This is a genomic window from Enterobacter chuandaensis (assembly GCF_039718975.1).
Taxonomy (GTDB): Bacteria; Pseudomonadota; Gammaproteobacteria; order Enterobacterales; family Enterobacteriaceae; genus Enterobacter; species Enterobacter chuandaensis.
This window is the reverse complement of the sequence record NZ_CP097173.1, coordinates 128,113-142,844: the sequence shown is the minus strand read 5'-3', so window position 1 is coordinate 142,844 and position 14,732 is coordinate 128,113. Positions and strand designations below refer to the sequence as shown.

15 protein-coding genes are annotated in these 14,732 nt (G+C 57.1%); 8 read left to right on the top strand and 7 right to left on the bottom strand.

Annotation, left to right across the window (positions count from 1 at the left end):
* Nucleotides 1–157: 157 nt before the first annotated feature.
* Together MX657_RS00695 and trmL are read left to right on the top strand one after the other, a co-directional pair.
* Nucleotides 158–1,498, top strand: coding sequence for an MFS transporter (locus tag MX657_RS00695; protein ID WP_346806965.1), 1,341 nt, complete (start codon nt 158–160; stop codon nt 1,496–1,498).
* A gap of 45 nt (nt 1,499–1,543) precedes the next feature.
* Entirely contained in the window at nt 1,544–2,017 is a 474-nt protein-coding gene (gene trmL, locus MX657_RS00690; RefSeq protein ID WP_346806963.1) for a tRNA (uridine(34)/cytosine(34)/5-carboxymethylaminomethyluridine(34)-2'-O)-methyltransferase TrmL, read from the top strand.
* Here the strand turns inward: trmL and cysE are convergent.
* From cysE to MX657_RS00665, 5 genes are all read right to left on the bottom strand, one after another.
* On the bottom strand, nt 2,014–2,835 hold the full coding sequence (gene cysE / locus MX657_RS00685) for a serine O-acetyltransferase (RefSeq protein ID WP_008502718.1): 822 nt from the start codon (nt 2,833–2,835) through the stop codon (nt 2,014–2,016). The genes trmL and cysE overlap by 4 nt on opposite strands.
* A gap of 75 nt (nt 2,836–2,910) precedes the next feature.
* Nucleotides 2,911–3,930 (bottom strand): NAD(P)H-dependent glycerol-3-phosphate dehydrogenase, encoded by a 1,020-nt coding sequence (gene gpsA / locus MX657_RS00680; RefSeq protein WP_080329848.1) that lies wholly within the window; start codon nt 3,928–3,930, stop codon nt 2,911–2,913.
* Nucleotides 3,930–4,397, bottom strand: coding sequence for a protein-export chaperone SecB (gene secB, locus MX657_RS00675; RefSeq protein ID WP_003860835.1), 468 nt, complete (start codon nt 4,395–4,397; stop codon nt 3,930–3,932). The genes gpsA and secB overlap by 1 nt, the downstream gene beginning before the upstream one ends.
* A gap of 32 nt (nt 4,398–4,429) precedes the next feature.
* Nucleotides 4,430–4,681: a glutaredoxin 3 gene (gene grxC / locus MX657_RS00670; RefSeq protein ID WP_080329847.1), complete on the bottom strand. Its 252-nt coding sequence runs from the start codon at nt 4,679–4,681 to the stop codon at nt 4,430–4,432.
* An 11-nt stretch (nt 4,682–4,692) separates the two neighbouring features.
* On the bottom strand, nt 4,693–5,124 hold the full coding sequence (locus MX657_RS00665; protein ID WP_014882007.1) for a rhodanese-like domain-containing protein: 432 nt from the start codon (nt 5,122–5,124) through the stop codon (nt 4,693–4,695).
* A gap of 247 nt (nt 5,125–5,371) precedes the next feature.
* Here MX657_RS00665 and gpmM point away from each other — a divergent pair, with 247 nt between their 5' ends.
* The 5 genes from gpmM to MX657_RS00640 are packed head-to-tail and all read left to right on the top strand — an operon-like array spanning nt 5,372 to nt 11,319.
* On the top strand, nt 5,372–6,916 hold the full coding sequence (gene gpmM, locus MX657_RS00660) for a 2,3-bisphosphoglycerate-independent phosphoglycerate mutase (protein ID WP_080329846.1): 1,545 nt from the start codon (nt 5,372–5,374) through the stop codon (nt 6,914–6,916).
* Between the two features lie 33 nt (nt 6,917–6,949).
* On the top strand, nt 6,950–8,209 hold the full coding sequence (envC, locus tag MX657_RS00655) for a murein hydrolase activator EnvC (RefSeq protein ID WP_252002795.1): 1,260 nt from the start codon (nt 6,950–6,952) through the stop codon (nt 8,207–8,209).
* Between the two features lie 3 nt (nt 8,210–8,212).
* Nucleotides 8,213–9,163, top strand: coding sequence for a divergent polysaccharide deacetylase family protein (locus MX657_RS00650; protein ID WP_080329844.1), 951 nt, complete (start codon nt 8,213–8,215; stop codon nt 9,161–9,163).
* A 20-nt stretch (nt 9,164–9,183) separates the two neighbouring features.
* Nucleotides 9,184–10,389 carry a glycosyltransferase gene (locus MX657_RS00645; protein ID WP_346806959.1) on the top strand — a complete coding sequence of 402 codons (1,206 nt, stop codon included), beginning with the start codon at nt 9,184–9,186 and terminating at the stop codon, nt 10,387–10,389.
* A 15-nt stretch (nt 10,390–10,404) separates the two neighbouring features.
* Complete coding sequence (locus MX657_RS00640; protein ID WP_252002752.1) at nt 10,405–11,319, top strand: hypothetical protein; 915 nt, start codon at nt 10,405–10,407, stop codon at nt 11,317–11,319.
* A 28-nt stretch (nt 11,320–11,347) separates the two neighbouring features.
* Here MX657_RS00640 and tdh read toward each other — a convergent pair whose 3' ends face one another.
* A complete protein-coding gene (gene tdh, locus MX657_RS00635) occupies nt 11,348–12,376 on the bottom strand; it encodes an L-threonine 3-dehydrogenase (RefSeq protein WP_042717745.1) in 1,029 nt (342 codons plus the stop codon).
* A 9-nt stretch (nt 12,377–12,385) separates the two neighbouring features.
* Nucleotides 12,386–13,582, bottom strand: coding sequence for a glycine C-acetyltransferase (gene kbl, locus MX657_RS00630; RefSeq protein ID WP_080329841.1), 1,197 nt, complete (start codon nt 13,580–13,582; stop codon nt 12,386–12,388).
* A gap of 215 nt (nt 13,583–13,797) precedes the next feature.
* Between kbl and rfaD the strand changes: the two genes are divergently transcribed.
* Nucleotides 13,798–14,730, top strand: coding sequence for an ADP-glyceromanno-heptose 6-epimerase (rfaD, locus tag MX657_RS00625; protein WP_346806956.1), 933 nt, complete (start codon nt 13,798–13,800; stop codon nt 14,728–14,730).
* Nucleotides 14,731–14,732: the final 2 nt, after the last annotated feature.

Sequence of the window (14,732 nt, the reverse complement as noted above, 5' to 3'; positions counted from 1 at the left end):
CTCATGCGCCCGATTTCCCCTCGGGCGCTTTTTTTTGTCGAAAATAACACCTACGTAACATTCTGGATAAGAAAATTTGACACACCCCTCCGGTTCGCAATTGTATAGACAAGCAAATACAAGAGCACAAAAACAACATCACATCAGAGAGGAGCGTATGGCCTATTCAGGTAAGGTGGATATTCAGCAGGTAATCGATGAGAGTCCCTTTTCAGGGTTTCACTGGCTTCTTATCGTGCTGGGCTTTCTGGTTCTGGCGATCGATGGTTTTGATACGGCAGCGATGGGCTACATCGCGCCTACGCTGTCGGCAGAATGGGGGATACACAAACAGGATCTGGGGCCGGTGCTGAGCGCGGCGCTGTTGGGGCTGTCGCTGGGCGCCCTGATTGCAGGCCCGGTATCGGACCGGATGGGACGCAAGCGCGTGCTGGTCTTTTCATGCCTGTTCTTCGGCCTGGCGAGCCTGGGTACGGCCTGGGCGCAAAGCCTGAATACCCTGACGCTGTGGCGCTTTCTGACGGGTCTCGGGCTCGGTGCCGCGATGCCAAACGCCATCACGCTGATTTCGGAGTTCGCTCCCCAGCGCTGTCGCGCCATGGCGATTAACACCATGTACTGCGGCTTCCCTCTGGGTGCGGCGGGCGGCGGCGCGATCTCTTCCTGGCTTATTCCCCACCACGGCTGGCGAAGCGTGCTGCTGACCGGCGCGATTGCCCCGCTGATTTTAACCGTGCTGCTGGCGCTGCTGTTGCCGGAATCGGTGAAGTTTCTGGTGCAGCGCGGGAAGGACGTTATGCAGGTTCGCCGCATCGCCAGCCGGTTCGCCTGCAGTACGCTGGAGAGCGTCACGGGCTTTTTCCTGGCGGAGGAGAAAATCACGTCTAAAAAAGGGAGCGTGTCGCAGCTGTTTTCCATGCCCTGGCTGCCCGGCACCCTGATGCTGTGGGTGACCTACTTTATGGGACTGGTGATTTACTACGTCCTGCTGAGCTGGATGCCGACGCTGATGCAGGGGATGGGTTATGCGCTGGCGGAATCCGCCTGGCTCACCTCGCTGTTCACCTTCGGCGGCACCGCAGGCATTCTGCTCGCGGGCTGGATGATGGACCGCTGGGAAGCGCACAAGGTGGTCGCAGGGGGATTTGTCCTGACGATGGGCCTGATCCTGTTACTCGGCCTTGAGCATAACCATATCGCCCTGTTTGGCGGGCTGATTTTCCTGATGGGGATCGCCATGAACGGCGCGCAGTCGGGCATGCAGACTCTGGCCGCCACCTTTTACCCTACCGAGTGCCGCGCGACGGGCATCGCCTGGATGCAGGGGATCGGCCGCTTTGGCGGCGTGGCGGGCACCATGACCAGCGCCCAGCTTCTTTCCATGCAGTGGCAGGCAGACAGTATTTTAATGATCCTCAGCGTGCCCGCCCTGGTGGCCGCGGCGGCAACCGTCTATAAAATGCTGTACAGCCGCTCGCAGGAACCCGGCGTCGCGTAGTTCCTCTCTTTTCTGCTATTCTGCCCCCGCAATTAAGGGGGCAGCATGCTTAACATCGTTTTATTCGAACCAGAAATTCCGCCAAACACCGGCAATATCATCCGCCTGTGCGCCAACACCGGTTTTCGCCTGCACATTATCGAGCCGATGGGCTTTACGTGGGACGACAAACGTCTGCGCCGCGCGGGTCTGGATTATCATGAATTTACCGCCGTGGTGCGCCATCACGATTACGCCGCGTTTCTGGAATCCGAGAAGCCGCAGCGCATGTTCGCCCTGACCACCAAAGGCACGCCAGCGCACAGCGCCGTAAGCTATCAGGCAGGTGACTATCTGATGTTTGGCCCGGAAACCCGCGGCCTGCCGGCCACGATCCTGGATGCCCTGCCCGCTGAGCAAAAAATCCGTATTCCGATGATGCCGGACAGCCGCAGCATGAACCTGTCGAACGCGGTGTCGGTGGTGGTGTATGAAGCCTGGCGCCAGCTGGGTTATCCCGGCGCCATTCTCAGAAGTTAAATGCCGTCACCATACTCGAAGGTATGGTGAATGCCGTTGAAGTGCTGATCCATATCCATCGACGGCTTATCGCTGTCTGGCTTACCAACGATGCGCGCCGGTACGCCAGCGGCGGTGGTATGCGGCGGCACGGGCTGGAGCACAACCGAGCCCGCACCAATCTTCGCGCCGCGCCCGACTTCAATATTCCCGAGAATCTTAGCCCCCGCGCCAATCATCACCCCTTCACGGATTTTCGGGTGGCGATCGCCGCTGGTTTTACCGGTACCGCCCAGAGTGACCGACTGCAGGATTGAGACGTCATCTTCAATCACCGCCGTTTCCCCGACGACAATCCCGGTGGCGTGGTCGAGCATGATCCCGCGGCCAATCTTCGCCGCCGGGTGAATATCAACCTGGAACGTCACGGAGACCTGGTTTTGCAGGAAGATCGCCAGCGCGCGGCGGCCTTCATTCCATAACCAGTGGCCGATGCGGTAAGCCTGAAGCGCGTGGAAACCTTTCAGGTACAGCAGCGGCGTAGAGTATTTATCCACCGCCGGGTCACGCGTGCGCACGGCCTGGATATCACAGGCGGCAGAGGCGATCATTTCCGGGTCTGCGGCGTAAGCCTCTTCCACCACTTCACGAATGGCGATAGCGGGCATGATCGAGGAGGCGAGCTTGTTGGCGAGCATATAGCTCAGCGCGCTGCCGAGATTTTCGTGCTTGAGTAACGTCGCGTGGTAGAAACTGGCCAGCATTGGCTCACAGTCGGCCAGCGCCCGGGCTTCGGCTTTAATGTTATTCCAGACGATATCCAGTTCTTCACACGGCATTGCTAACTCCAGACGATAGTATAATGACCAGCCAGTTCTGCGCTGGCTGGGTCATTCAGGTGACAACGGTTCCGACTAGTTACTGCTGCGCTCGTCCTTGCGCGCACGACCTAATAAGGTCAATGCTGCCTCGCGCGCATTTTTTCCGCAATACAATACCTGATAAATTTCCTCGGTTATTGGCATTTCGACACCAAACCGGTGCGCCAACTCGCGAACTTCTTTGGTATTGCGGTAGCCTTCCACCACCTGTCCAATCTTCTCCTGCGCGCTTTTTACATCGCTGCCCTGTCCGAGCATCATGCCAAAGCGGCGGTTACGAGACTGGTTGTCGGTACAGGTCAGCACCAGATCGCCCAAGCCCGCCATCCCCATAAAGGTGGCCGGATCGGCACCCAGCGCTTCGCCCAGACGGGACATCTCGGTTAAGCCGCGGGTAATCAACGCTGTACGCGCGTTGGCGCCAAAGCCAATACCGTCAGACATCCCGGCACCGATGGCAATCACGTTCTTCACCGCGCCGCCCAGCTGCACGCCGATGAAATCGGGGTTGCTGTAGACGCGGAAGCTCTTGCCGCAGTGCAGCAGTTGCTGGAGATCGTCAGAGAAGGTCTGGTCAGTGGATGCCAGCGAAATCGCTGTCGGCAGGCCCGCAGCCAGCTCTTTGGCAAAGGTCGGCCCGGAGATGACCGCCAGCGGGATCTCATCACCCAGCGCTTCGCGGGCAACGTCCTGCAGCAGGCGTCCGGTTTCCGCTTCCAGCCCTTTGGTCGCCCAGACGATACGCGCATCAGGACGCATCAGCGGCTTGATCTGATTCAGCACGTCGCCAAAGACATGGCTCGGCACCACAATCAAAATGTTGCGGCTGGCCGCCAGCGCGGTCGCAAGATCGCTTTCCAGGTGCAGGGTGTCAGGGAACGGAACGTCCGGGAGAAACGCCACATTGCAACGGTCATGCTGCAGCGTGGCGATATGTTTTGGATCGTGGCCCCACAGGACCACGTCGTGACCATTTCTTGCCAGCGTGATGGCAAGAGCGGTGCCGTATGAGCCGGCACCGATCACAGTCATTGACGCATTAACAGTGCTCATCAGGCATCCTGATGTTGTTCGGCACCTTCGCCAGCCTGCTGCTGCAGATAGTTCATGAACAGCGCATCAAAGTTCACTGGCGCAAGGTTCAGTTGCGGGAATGTACCGCGAGAAACCAGGCTGGTGATGCATTCACGGGCATACGGGAACAGGATGTTCGGGCAGTATGCACCCAGGCAATGCGCCATCTGGTTGCCTTCGATGCCGCCGATGGAGAAGATGCCGCCCTGCTGTACTTCGCACAGGAATGCAGTTTCTTCGCCCAGAGAGGCGGTCACGGTCACACGCAGTACGACTTCATACACGTCATCCGCCAGTTGGGTGGATGCGGTATCCAGATCAAGTTTAACCTCTGGCTGCCAGTCTTTCTGGAAAACGTGCGGCGCATTTGGCGCTTCGAAAGAGACATCCTTGGTGTAGATACGCTGGATCTGGAAAGTCATTTCGGTGTTGTTTTGTTCTGACATGGAAATACCCTTTTTAATTGTCCTAAAGTCTCTTAGCGCAGCAGCGGATCGAGTCCACCACGGGCGTCGAGCGCATACAAGTCATCACAGCCGCCAATGTGCTGCGCATCAATAAAAATCTGCGGAACCGTCGTACGACCACTACGTTGAATCATCTCTTCGCGTTTAATCGCGTCACCGTCGATCGGCAGTTCCTGGAACGTGACGCCTTTGCTGTTCAACAGCGCTTTCGCACGGTGGCAGAACGGGCACGTCGCTTTGGTGTAGATCTCAATATTGGCCATGACTGAACTCCTTATTTACCGCGAACCAAAGGAAGATTTTCCCCGCTCCAGCCGGAAATCCCTTCTTTCAGTACCGTTACATTTTCGAAGCCCGCTTTATAAAGCGCGCTGGCAGATTCCTGCGCCTGCATACCGGTCGCATCAACAACGATAATCGGCTGGGCTTTGTGTTTCTCAAGCTCGCCGACGTTGTTGGCTTTGATTTCCGCTGGCAACAGGTTGATTGCGCCAGCAATGTGACCTTTACGGAAATCGTCACGCTGACGCAGATCGACAACGACGGCATCTTCTTTGTTAATCAGACGCGTCGCTTCACCACGGGTGATAACCTTAATCTTAGACGTCAGGCTCTTAAATGTGGTGAACAGCACAGCAGCCAGCAGGCCAATCCACGCGATGCTCAGAACCGGATGGCGGCTAACGAATTGCATAATTTCTTGCATGGAGGGTAACTACTCCCGACTAAGTGATAAAAAAACCAGGACAGGAGTATACCTGTGCGTTCTGGCAAATACAGCCAGCGACCATAACCTAATCCATTTTCTGCGGCATGCCACCTAAAAAAATGCCTCAAAATGGTCTGGTCAGTACCTTGCCCCCGCGCTTTCTTTGATCTTCTGCGGCTATTTGATCGATTCAGCTGTAGTAAAATTACGCAAATTTTTGACTCTTGAGCATGAGGTTGTTGCAATGTCGGTTTCTAAAAAACCTATGGTACTGGTGATTCTGGATGGCTACGGCTACCGTGAAGACAGCCAGGATAACGCTATTTTCAACGCAAAAACCCCGGTCATGGATGCGCTGTGGGCAAAACGTCCGCATACCCTGATTGATGCATCCGGTCTGGAAGTCGGCCTGCCGGATCGCCAGATGGGCAACTCCGAAGTGGGTCACGTTAACCTCGGCGCAGGCCGTATCGTGTATCAGGATCTGACCCGTCTGGACGTCGAAATCAAAGAACGCACCTTCTTCGCGAACCCGGTTCTCTGCGGTGCGGTAGATAAAGCCGTTGCGGCAGGTAAAGCGGTGCACATCATGGGTCTGCTCTCCGCGGGCGGCGTGCACAGCCACGAAGATCACATCATGGCGATGGTTGAGCTGGCCGCTGAACGCGGTGCGGAAAAAATCTACCTGCACGCCTTCCTTGATGGCCGCGATACGCCACCGCGCAGTGCAAAAGGCTCTCTGCAAGCCTTCGAAGAGAAATTCGCCGCGCTGGGTAAAGGCCGCGTAGCGTCCATCATTGGCCGTTACTACGCTATGGACCGCGATAACCGCTGGGATCGCGTTGAACAGGCCTATGACCTGCTGACCCTGGCAAAAGGGGAATTCCAGTTCGCGACTGCGGTTGAAGCGCTGGAAGCCGCTTACGCGCGTGATGAAAACGATGAATTCGTGAAAGCAAGTGTGATCCGCGCTGAAGGCCAGGCCGATGCCGCCATGGAAGATGGCGACGCGCTGATCTTCATGAACTTCCGCGCTGACCGCGCGCGCGAAATCACCCGTGCGTTCGTGAATAGCGATTTCGACGGTTTCGCCCGTAAAAAAGTGGTTAAACTCGACTTCATCCAGCTGACCGAATACGCGGCAGACATCAAAGCGCCTTGCGCTTACCCACCTGCCTCGCTGGCCAATACCTTCGGCGAGTGGATGGCGAAGAACGACAAAACGCAGCTGCGTATCTCCGAAACCGAAAAATACGCGCACGTGACCTTCTTCTTTAACGGCGGCGTTGAAGAGCCGTTCAAAGGCGAAGAGCGCATTCTGATCAACTCGCCGAAAGTGGCGACTTACGATCTGCAGCCAGAAATGAGCTCTGCAGAATTGACTGAAAAACTGGTTGCGGCCATCGAAAGCGGCAAGTACGACACCATCATCTGTAACTACCCGAACGGTGACATGGTGGGCCACACTGGCGTGATGGAAGCGGCGGTTAAAGCGGTTGAAGCACTGGATCACTGCGTTGAGCAGGTTGCGAAAGCGGTTGAATCCGTTGGCGGCCAGCTGTTGATCACCGCTGACCACGGTAACGCCGAGCAGATGCGCGACCCGGCGACCGGTCAGGCGCACACCGCCCATACCAACCTGCCGGTTCCGCTGATTTATGTGGGTGATAAATCACTGAAAGCAGTAGAAGGCGGCAAGCTTTCCGATATCGCGCCAACCATGTTGTCGCTGATGGGCATGCCGATCCCTGAAGAGATGACTGGTAAGCCGCTGTTCATCGTGGAATAATCGCTCCCCATGAGGGGAAAGGCGATTTTTTCAATCACATGGGTCGTGAAGCCGCTTAGGCTATCAGTCAGACCTCTGCTTTGCGCCAGCGCACTCAGCGCTGGCGTATTGCTGTGCGCCGCATCCGCCCACGCGGATGACCGCGACCAGCTGAAATCCATTCAGGCCGATATCGCCGCCAAAGAGCGTGCGGTACGCCAGCAGCAACAGCAGCGCGCCACCCTGCTCGCCCAGCTTAAAAAGCAGGAAGAGGCGATCTCCGCTGCAGCGCGTCAGTTACGTGAAACGCAAAACACCCTCGCTCAGTTGAATAAACAGATCGACGAAATGAACGCGTCGATTGCCAAACTGGAACGCCAGCGTGATGCACAGGAACGCAACCTCGCGGCTCAGCTCGATGCCGCCTTCCGTCAGGGTGAACACACCGGTCTGCAGCTTATCCTCAGCGGTGAAGAGAGCCAGCGCGGCCAGCGTCTGCAGGCCTATTTCGGCTATCTGAACCAGGCGCGTCAGGAGACGATTGCGCAGCTGAAACAAACGCGTGAAGAGGTCTCCACCCAAAAAGCGGAGCTGGAAGAGAAGCAGAGCCAGCAGCAGACGTTGCTCTACGAACAAAAAGCGCAGCAGGCAAAACTTGAGCAGGCCCGTAACGAGCGCAAGAAAACGCTGTCCGGTCTTGAATCCTCCATTCAGGAAGGTCAGAGCCAACTGAGCGAAATGCGCGCCAACGAATCGAAACTGCGTAACAGTATCGCCCGTGCGGAAGCCGCAGCGAAGGCGCGTGCCGAAAAAGAGGCCCGCGAGGCGCAGGCGGTTCGCGACAAGCAGCAGGAAGCCTCCCGCAAAGGGACCACCTACAAGCCAAGCGAAAGCGAACGCTCCCTGATGTCCCGTACCGGCGGTCTGGGTTCCCCTCGCGGCCAGGCCTACTGGCCCGTTCGCGGCACTATTCTGCATCGCTATGGCGAACAGCTGCAGGGTGAGCTACGGTGGAAAGGGATCGTTATCGGTGCGTCTGAAGGTAGCGAAGTGAAAGCCATCGCCGATGGCCGCGTGATCCTGGCCGACTGGCTGCAGGGTTACGGGCTGGTGGTGGTGGTCGAACACGGTAAAGGCGACATGAGTCTTTACGGCTACAACCAGAGCGCGCTGGTCAGCGTCGGCACCCAGGTGCGCGCGGGCCAACCCATCGCCCTTGTGGGCAGCAGTGGCGGTCAGGGCCGCCCGTCACTCTATTTCGAAATTCGTCGTCAGGGTCAGGCGGTCAATCCACAGCCGTGGTTGGGAAGATAAGTTTTGCTTCAGTTTCGTCGAATGATTCTCTCCGTCGTCAGCGCGCTGGCGCTGGCTGCACCGGTATACGCAGGTAAACTCGCCATCGTGATTGATGACTTCGGTTATCGTCCACACTATGAAAATCAGGTGCTGGCGATGCCGTCGGCCATTTCCGTCGCCGTCCTGCCGAATGCGCCGCACGCGCATGAGATGGCGACCAAAGCACACAATAGCGGTCATCAGGTGCTCATCCATCTGCCGATGGCACCGCTCAGCAAGCAGCCGCTGGAAAAAGATACCCTGCGCCCGGATATGAGCAGCGATGAGATCGAGCGCATCATCCGCGACGCCTACAACAAAGTGCCGTATGCCGTAGGCCTGAACAACCATATGGGCAGCGCGATGACCTCCAGCCTGTACGGAATGCTGAAAGTGATGCAGGCGCTGGAACGCTACAATCTCTACTTCCTCGACAGCATGACCATCGGCAACAGCCAGGCGATGCGTGCCGCTCAGGGTACGGGCGTAAAGGTGATTAAGCGCAAGGTGTTTCTTGACGATACCCAGAACGAAGCTGACATTCGCGCGCAGTTTAACCGCGCCGTGCAGCTTGCGCGCCGTAACGGTTCGGCCATTGCCATTGGGCACCCGCATCCATCTACCGTTCGCGTTTTACAGCAAATGCTGCCGACCTTACCCGCCGATATCACGCTGGTACGCCCGAGCGATCTGCTCAATGAACCGCAGGTAGATACGTCTCGTCCGGAGAGCGCTCAACCTCCGGCAACGCAGCCGCGTAATCCGTTCCGCGGCGTGAAGAACTGCACACTGAAAAAGCCGATCGAGCCGGTGCATGCATCCCGCTTCTTTACGGTCATCAGCGAAAGCGTGGGCCAGAGTACGCTGGTGCAATACTTCCAGCACCAGTGGCAGGGATGGGGTAAAAAAGTCTCAGCGAACCAACCCCAGTGACAGGCGATTAAGGTAGAAAAATGCCGCAACGACACAAGATTCTCCTCCTCGATACCGGTAAAGAGTGGGGAGGAGGCACCAACAGCATGCTCGAACTTCTGAAGCGCATTAACCGCGAGAAGTTCGATATTACCTGTTGTTTTTACAGTGACTACAGTCGGGCCGAAGGGCAAACCATCGGCCAGGTGTTGAACGGCATTGGCATCCCCTTAATTGTCATTCCTCAGGATAAGCAGCCTGCATGGGCGAAGATTGCCAAAGAGCTGGGCCGCAGCCTGCTGTTTTTCTCGCGCAGCGCGCGGAAGGCGTTTACGCGCCATATTGATACCCTGTGGCGCATTCGCCCCAACGTCAGCAAGATCGAGACGATTTTCAGGGATGGCGGTTTCGATACGCTTTACATGAACAATCAGCCGGGCTCTAACGAAGAAGGTTATCTGGCGGGCGCGAAGCTGCGCGCGCGGATCATCCAGCACTGCCGCATTGAACCGGTGCTGACGCCGCCGCTGGTGAAGCTGGTGAATGCCCATGCCACAAAAATCATCGCCGTGTCACACGGCGTTGAGCGCGTGTTACTTCAGCATGGCGTCCGGCCCGAACTGTGTACCACGGTCAACAATGCCATCGACATCCACCAGCCTTTGCCCGACCGACGCGCCATGCGCCAGCGCCTGAACATTGATGATGAGACGTTTGTGTTCGGCAGCATTGGGTCGCTGATCCCTCGCAAGGCCAACCACCACACGCTGGAGGCACTGGCCCAGTTCAGCCAGAAGCACCCTCAGGCAAAATGGAAAATGGTGCTGGTTGGTGAAGGGGGTGAGCGTGGCGCACTGGCAGCACAGGCTGACGCGCTGGGTATTGCTGAACACGTGATTTTTACCGGTTTCCAGAATACGCCTTTTGACTATCTCGCTACCTTTGACGCGTTTATTCTCGCCTCGCAGAGCGAAGGTCTTCCCCGCGTCGTGCTGGAAGCGATGCTGCTGAAAATCCCCGTCATTGGTTCAAAGGTGACCGGCACGGCAGAATTGATCGACCACGAGTCGACCGGGCTGCTTTTCCCGTGGAGCGATGTATCGCAACTTGCTCAACATCTGGATAATATCTGGCAGGATCCTGAATTACGCGCCCGGCTCGCCGCGGCTGCGCATCAGAATGTCTGCAACGTGTATGCCATTGAAAGCTATGTTAACGGTGTCGAGGCCGTGCTTGGCGCGCAATAACCAAACGAGAACAACATGTTTAAATTCCTGAATGCCCGCTACCGCCACATCACCGGGCGACATAACATTCCGTACGCTTCCCTTCCGGTCACGCGCGAGCTCGTGGCGGTGGACTCCATCGTGATCCCATGTACGGGCGCGGATTTCGTAGAAGAAGCGTTGTTGTCAGCGACCTTTGCAGAGCGTTATGCCACCGGCGTCAGCGAAATTGTTATCGTCAGCGATCAGCCTGAATCCGCTTTCGGCGAACTGCCGCCAAAAACCCGCGTCGTTACGCTTACCCTTCCGGTACGCGAGGAAAGTTACCGCTATAAGCAGATCTACCTCAGCCGTCTGGTGAAGCTGAACGCTCCGCTGCAGGCGCGCGGTGAAGGGGTATTGATGATCGACTCCGATCTCAACCTGCTGAAAATGCCGGAAATTAACATGGCCGATATGCACATCTACTCCAGCTTCCGTCAGGGCAAAATGATTGCCAAGCTGGACGGTGCGCCAGCGGAGAAAGTGCCGGCGTATTACAAAGAGACGGTGCGTCCATATCTGGTCGATCACGTTAACGGCGCGTTTCTTGCGGCAACTAAAAAGACCTGGCGCCGAATCTGCCCGCTGTGGCTGACGCTGTTCCAGGATACCTGGGAGCTGATGGACGACACGCAGCCGCCGACCGATCAGCTGCCGCTCGCCGCGCTGCTGGACATGCTGGATTTAAAAACGGTTAACCTGGGCGACTGGATGAACTGGCCGGTGTCCAAGAAGATCGGCGGTCAGGAAGCCGTTGTGCCGAAAGAGGTGATTGGCGCGCACGGTGGTTTCCCGCTTTCCGAATGGCAGAAGTATCTTGAATCGCCGGATAATAAGCTGCTGTTCAAAGGTCAGGATTACACCCGCAAGGTGCGTTATCTGACGGACGAAGAGAAAAAGAATCAGTAAAAAAAGGGGCCGCTGGCCCCCTTTTTTATTACTTATCCCAGCTCAGGATCACTTTCCCTGACTGGCCGGAACGCATCGCGTCGAAGCCCTGCTGGAACTCATCGATGGAGAAACGGTGCGTGATAATCGGGGACAGATCCAGGCCGGACTGGATCAGCGCCGCCATCTTGTACCAGGTCTCGAACATCTCGCGGCCATAAATGCCCTTGATGAACAGCCCTTTGAAGATGACTTTGTTCCAGTCGATGGACATATCTGACGGCGGAATACCCAGCATCGCGATACGGCCACCGTGGTTCATGGTGTCCAGCATGGTGCGGAACGCCGGCGGCGCGCCGGACATCTCCAGACCCACGTCAAAGCCTTCGGTCATGCCCAGTTCTTCCATCACGTCGGTCAGGCTCTCTTTCGAGACATCCACCGCGCGAGTGACGCCCATTTTGCGCGCCAGCGACAGGCGGTATTCGTTTACGTCGGTGATCACCACGTTGCGCGCACCCACGTGCTTCGCCACGGCGGCGGCCATAATGCCGATTGGGCCCGCGCCGGAGACCAGCACGTCTTCACCCACCAGGTCGAAGGAGAGCGCGGTGTGTACCGCGTTGCCGAACGGGTCGAAGATGGAGGCCAGATCGTCAGAGATATTGTCCGGGATTTTGAACGCGTTAAACGCCGGGATCACCAGGTATTCCGCGAAGCAGCCCGGACGGTTTACGCCCACGCCGACGGTGTTGCGGCACAGGTGCGTGCGTCCGCCGCGACAGTTACGACAGTGGCCGCAGGTAATATGGCCTTCACCGGAGACGCGATCGCCAATCTTGAAGCCTTTCACTTCCTGGCCGATGCCGACCACTTCGCCGACATATTCGTGACCGACAACCATCGGTACCGGAATGGTTTTCTGCGACCACTGGTCCCAGTTGTAGATGTGAACGTCAGTACCGCAGATGGCGGTTTTACGAATTTTGATCAGCAGATCGTTATGACCGACTTCCGGCTCCGGCACGTCGGTCATCCAAATCCCTTCTTCCGCTTTCAGTTTGGATAACGCTTTCATCACACGTCCTCAGGCAATTACGCCCAGCTGTTTACCGATGCGGGTAAAGGCTTCCACCGCACGTTCAATTTGTTCAGGCGAGTGCGCCGCAGACATCTGGGTGCGGATACGCGCCTGACCTTTTGGCACCACCGGGAAGAAGAACCCAGTGACGTAGATCCCCTCTTTCTGCAGCTCGCGGGCAAACTTCTGCGCGATGACCGCATCGCCCAGCATCACTGGAATGATCGCATGGTCGGCACCGGCCAGGGTGAACCCTGCGGCGCTCATTTTTTCACGGAACAGGCGGGCGTTGGACCACAAGCGGTCGCGCAGTTCGGCGCCGGATTCCACCATCTCCAGCACTTTGATGGACGCAGCCACAATCGCCGGTGCCAGGGAGTTGGAGAACAGATACGGGCGGGAGCGCTGGCGCAGCCACTCGACCACCTCTTTACGCGCGGCGGTATAGCCGCCGGACGCGCCGCCGAGCGCTTTGCCCAGCGTACCGGTGATGATGTCCACGCGGCCCATCACGTCGCAGTATTCATGGGAACCACGGCCGTTTTCACCCACAAAGCCAACCGCGTGAGAGTCATCGACCATCACCAGCGCGTCGTATTTATCCGCCAGGTCGCACACGCCCTTCAGGTTAGCGATCACGCCGTCCATGGAGAACACGCCGTCGGTGGCGATCAGCACGTGGCGAGCACCCGCTTCACGGGCCTCTTTCAGGCGGGCTTCCAGCTCAACCATGTCGTTGTTGGCGTAGCGGAAGCGCTTCGCTTTACACAGGCGTACGCCGTCGATGATGGAGGCGTGGTTCAGGGCGTCGGAGATAATCGCATCTTCTGCGCCGAGCAGGGTCTCAAACAGACCGCCGTTGGCGTCGAAGCAGGAGGAGTATAGAATCGCGTCTTCCATCCCAAGGAAGCTCGCCAGCTTTTGCTCAAGCTGCTTGTGGCTGTCCTGCGTACCGCAGATGAAACGTACGGAGGCCATGCCGAAACCGTGGGTGTCCATGCCGTTTTTTGCAGCGGCAATCAGCTCAGGGTGATTCGCAAGCCCCAGATAGTTGTTCGCACAAAAGTTGATCACGTGGCTGCCGTCGGCAACGGTGATGTCCGCCTGCTGAGCAGACGTGATAATACGCTCTTCCTTGAACAACCCTTCCGCACGTGCGGTGTCGAGGTCGCTGTTTAACTGTTTGTAAAAATCACCACGCATTGCAATTCTCCAGACTCGGCAAATTTCGGCACATATTACCCAAACCTATAGTTCATGACGAGATGACGCAGTATCTCTTCTCGTTTTTGCAGCATAAATCACGTGTAACCCTGCTGCATATCGGTGAATGGCTGAAGGGTCGCCATACTAATGATATGATATGAATATTAGCGTCCGGGATTGTCCCCGGGCTCCACACTTCAAAGGTTACAGTTATGATCATCGTTACCGGCGGCGCGGGCTTTATCGGCAGCAACATTATCAAGGCCCTCAATGACAAAGGCATCACCGACATCCTGGTGGTGGACAACCTGAAAGACGGCACCAAGTTCGTTAACCTGGTGGATCTGAACATCGCTGACTACATGGATAAAGAAGACTTCCTTATCCAGATTATGGCGGGTGAAGAGTTCGGCGAGATCGAGGCCATCTTCCACGAAGGTGCGTGCTCCTCCACCACCGAGTGGGACGGCAAGTACATGATGGACAACAACTATCAGTACTCCAAAGAGCTCCTGCACTACTGCCTGGAGCGTGAAATTCCGTTCCTGTATGCTTCCTCCGCGGCAACCTACGGCGGCCGCACCTCTGACTTCATCGAGTCACGCGAGTACGAGCAGCCGCTGAACGTCTATGGCTACTCCAAGTTCCTGTTCGACGAATACGTGCGTCAGGTTCTGCCAGAAGCGAACTCGCAGATTGTCGGCTTCCGCTACTTCAACGTCTACGGTCCGCGCGAAGGCCACAAAGGCAGCATGGCGAGCGTGGCGTTCCACCTGAACACCCAGCTGAATAACGGCGAAAGCCCGAAACTGTTCGAAGGCAGCGACGGCTTTAAGCGTGATTTCGTCTACGTGGGCGACGTTGCGGCCGTAAACCTGTGGTTCTGGGAAAACGGTGTCTCCGGCATCTTTAACCTGGGCACGGGCCGCGCAGAATCCTTCCAGGCGGTGGCTGACGCGACGCTGGCATACCATAAGAAAGGCAGCATTGAGTACATTCCGTTCCCGGACAAGCTGAAAGGCCGCTACCAGGCGTTCACCCAGGCTGACCTGACCAACCTGCGCGCCGCGGGCTACGACAAGCCGTTCAAGACCGTTGCCGAAGGCGTAACGGAATATATGTCCTGGCTGAACCGCGACGCATAAGC

Bases quoted from the DNA above. Each gene is read 5' to 3' on its own strand.
- gpmM (WP_080329846.1), top strand. From the start codon at position 5,372: ATGTCGGTTTCTAAAAAACCTATGGTACTGGTGATTCTGGATGGCTAC.
- rfaD (WP_346806956.1), top strand. From the start codon at position 13,798: ATGATCATCGTTACCGGCGGCGCGGGCTTTATCGGCAGCAACATTATC.
- grxC (WP_080329847.1), bottom strand. From the start codon at position 4,681: ATGGCCAATATTGAGATCTACACCAAAGCGACGTGCCCGTTCTGCCAC.
- trmL (WP_346806963.1), top strand. From the start codon at position 1,544: ATGCTTAACATCGTTTTATTCGAACCAGAAATTCCGCCAAACACCGGC.
- secB (WP_003860835.1), bottom strand. From the start codon at position 4,397: ATGTCAGAACAAAACAACACCGAAATGACTTTCCAGATCCAGCGTATC.
- kbl (WP_080329841.1), bottom strand. From the start codon at position 13,582: ATGCGTGGTGATTTTTACAAACAGTTAAACAGCGACCTCGACACCGCA.
- MX657_RS00695 (WP_346806965.1), top strand. From the start codon at position 158: ATGGCCTATTCAGGTAAGGTGGATATTCAGCAGGTAATCGATGAGAGT.
- gpsA (WP_080329848.1), bottom strand. From the start codon at position 3,930: ATGAGCACTGTTAATGCGTCAATGACTGTGATCGGTGCCGGCTCATAC.
- tdh (WP_042717745.1), bottom strand. From the start codon at position 12,376: ATGAAAGCGTTATCCAAACTGAAAGCGGAAGAAGGGATTTGGATGACC.
- MX657_RS00645 (WP_346806959.1), top strand. From the start codon at position 9,184: ATGCCGCAACGACACAAGATTCTCCTCCTCGATACCGGTAAAGAGTGG.
- MX657_RS00640 (WP_252002752.1), top strand. From the start codon at position 10,405: ATGTTTAAATTCCTGAATGCCCGCTACCGCCACATCACCGGGCGACAT.
- cysE (WP_008502718.1), bottom strand. From the start codon at position 2,835: ATGCCGTGTGAAGAACTGGATATCGTCTGGAATAACATTAAAGCCGAA.
- MX657_RS00665 (WP_014882007.1), bottom strand. From the start codon at position 5,124: ATGCAAGAAATTATGCAATTCGTTAGCCGCCATCCGGTTCTGAGCATC.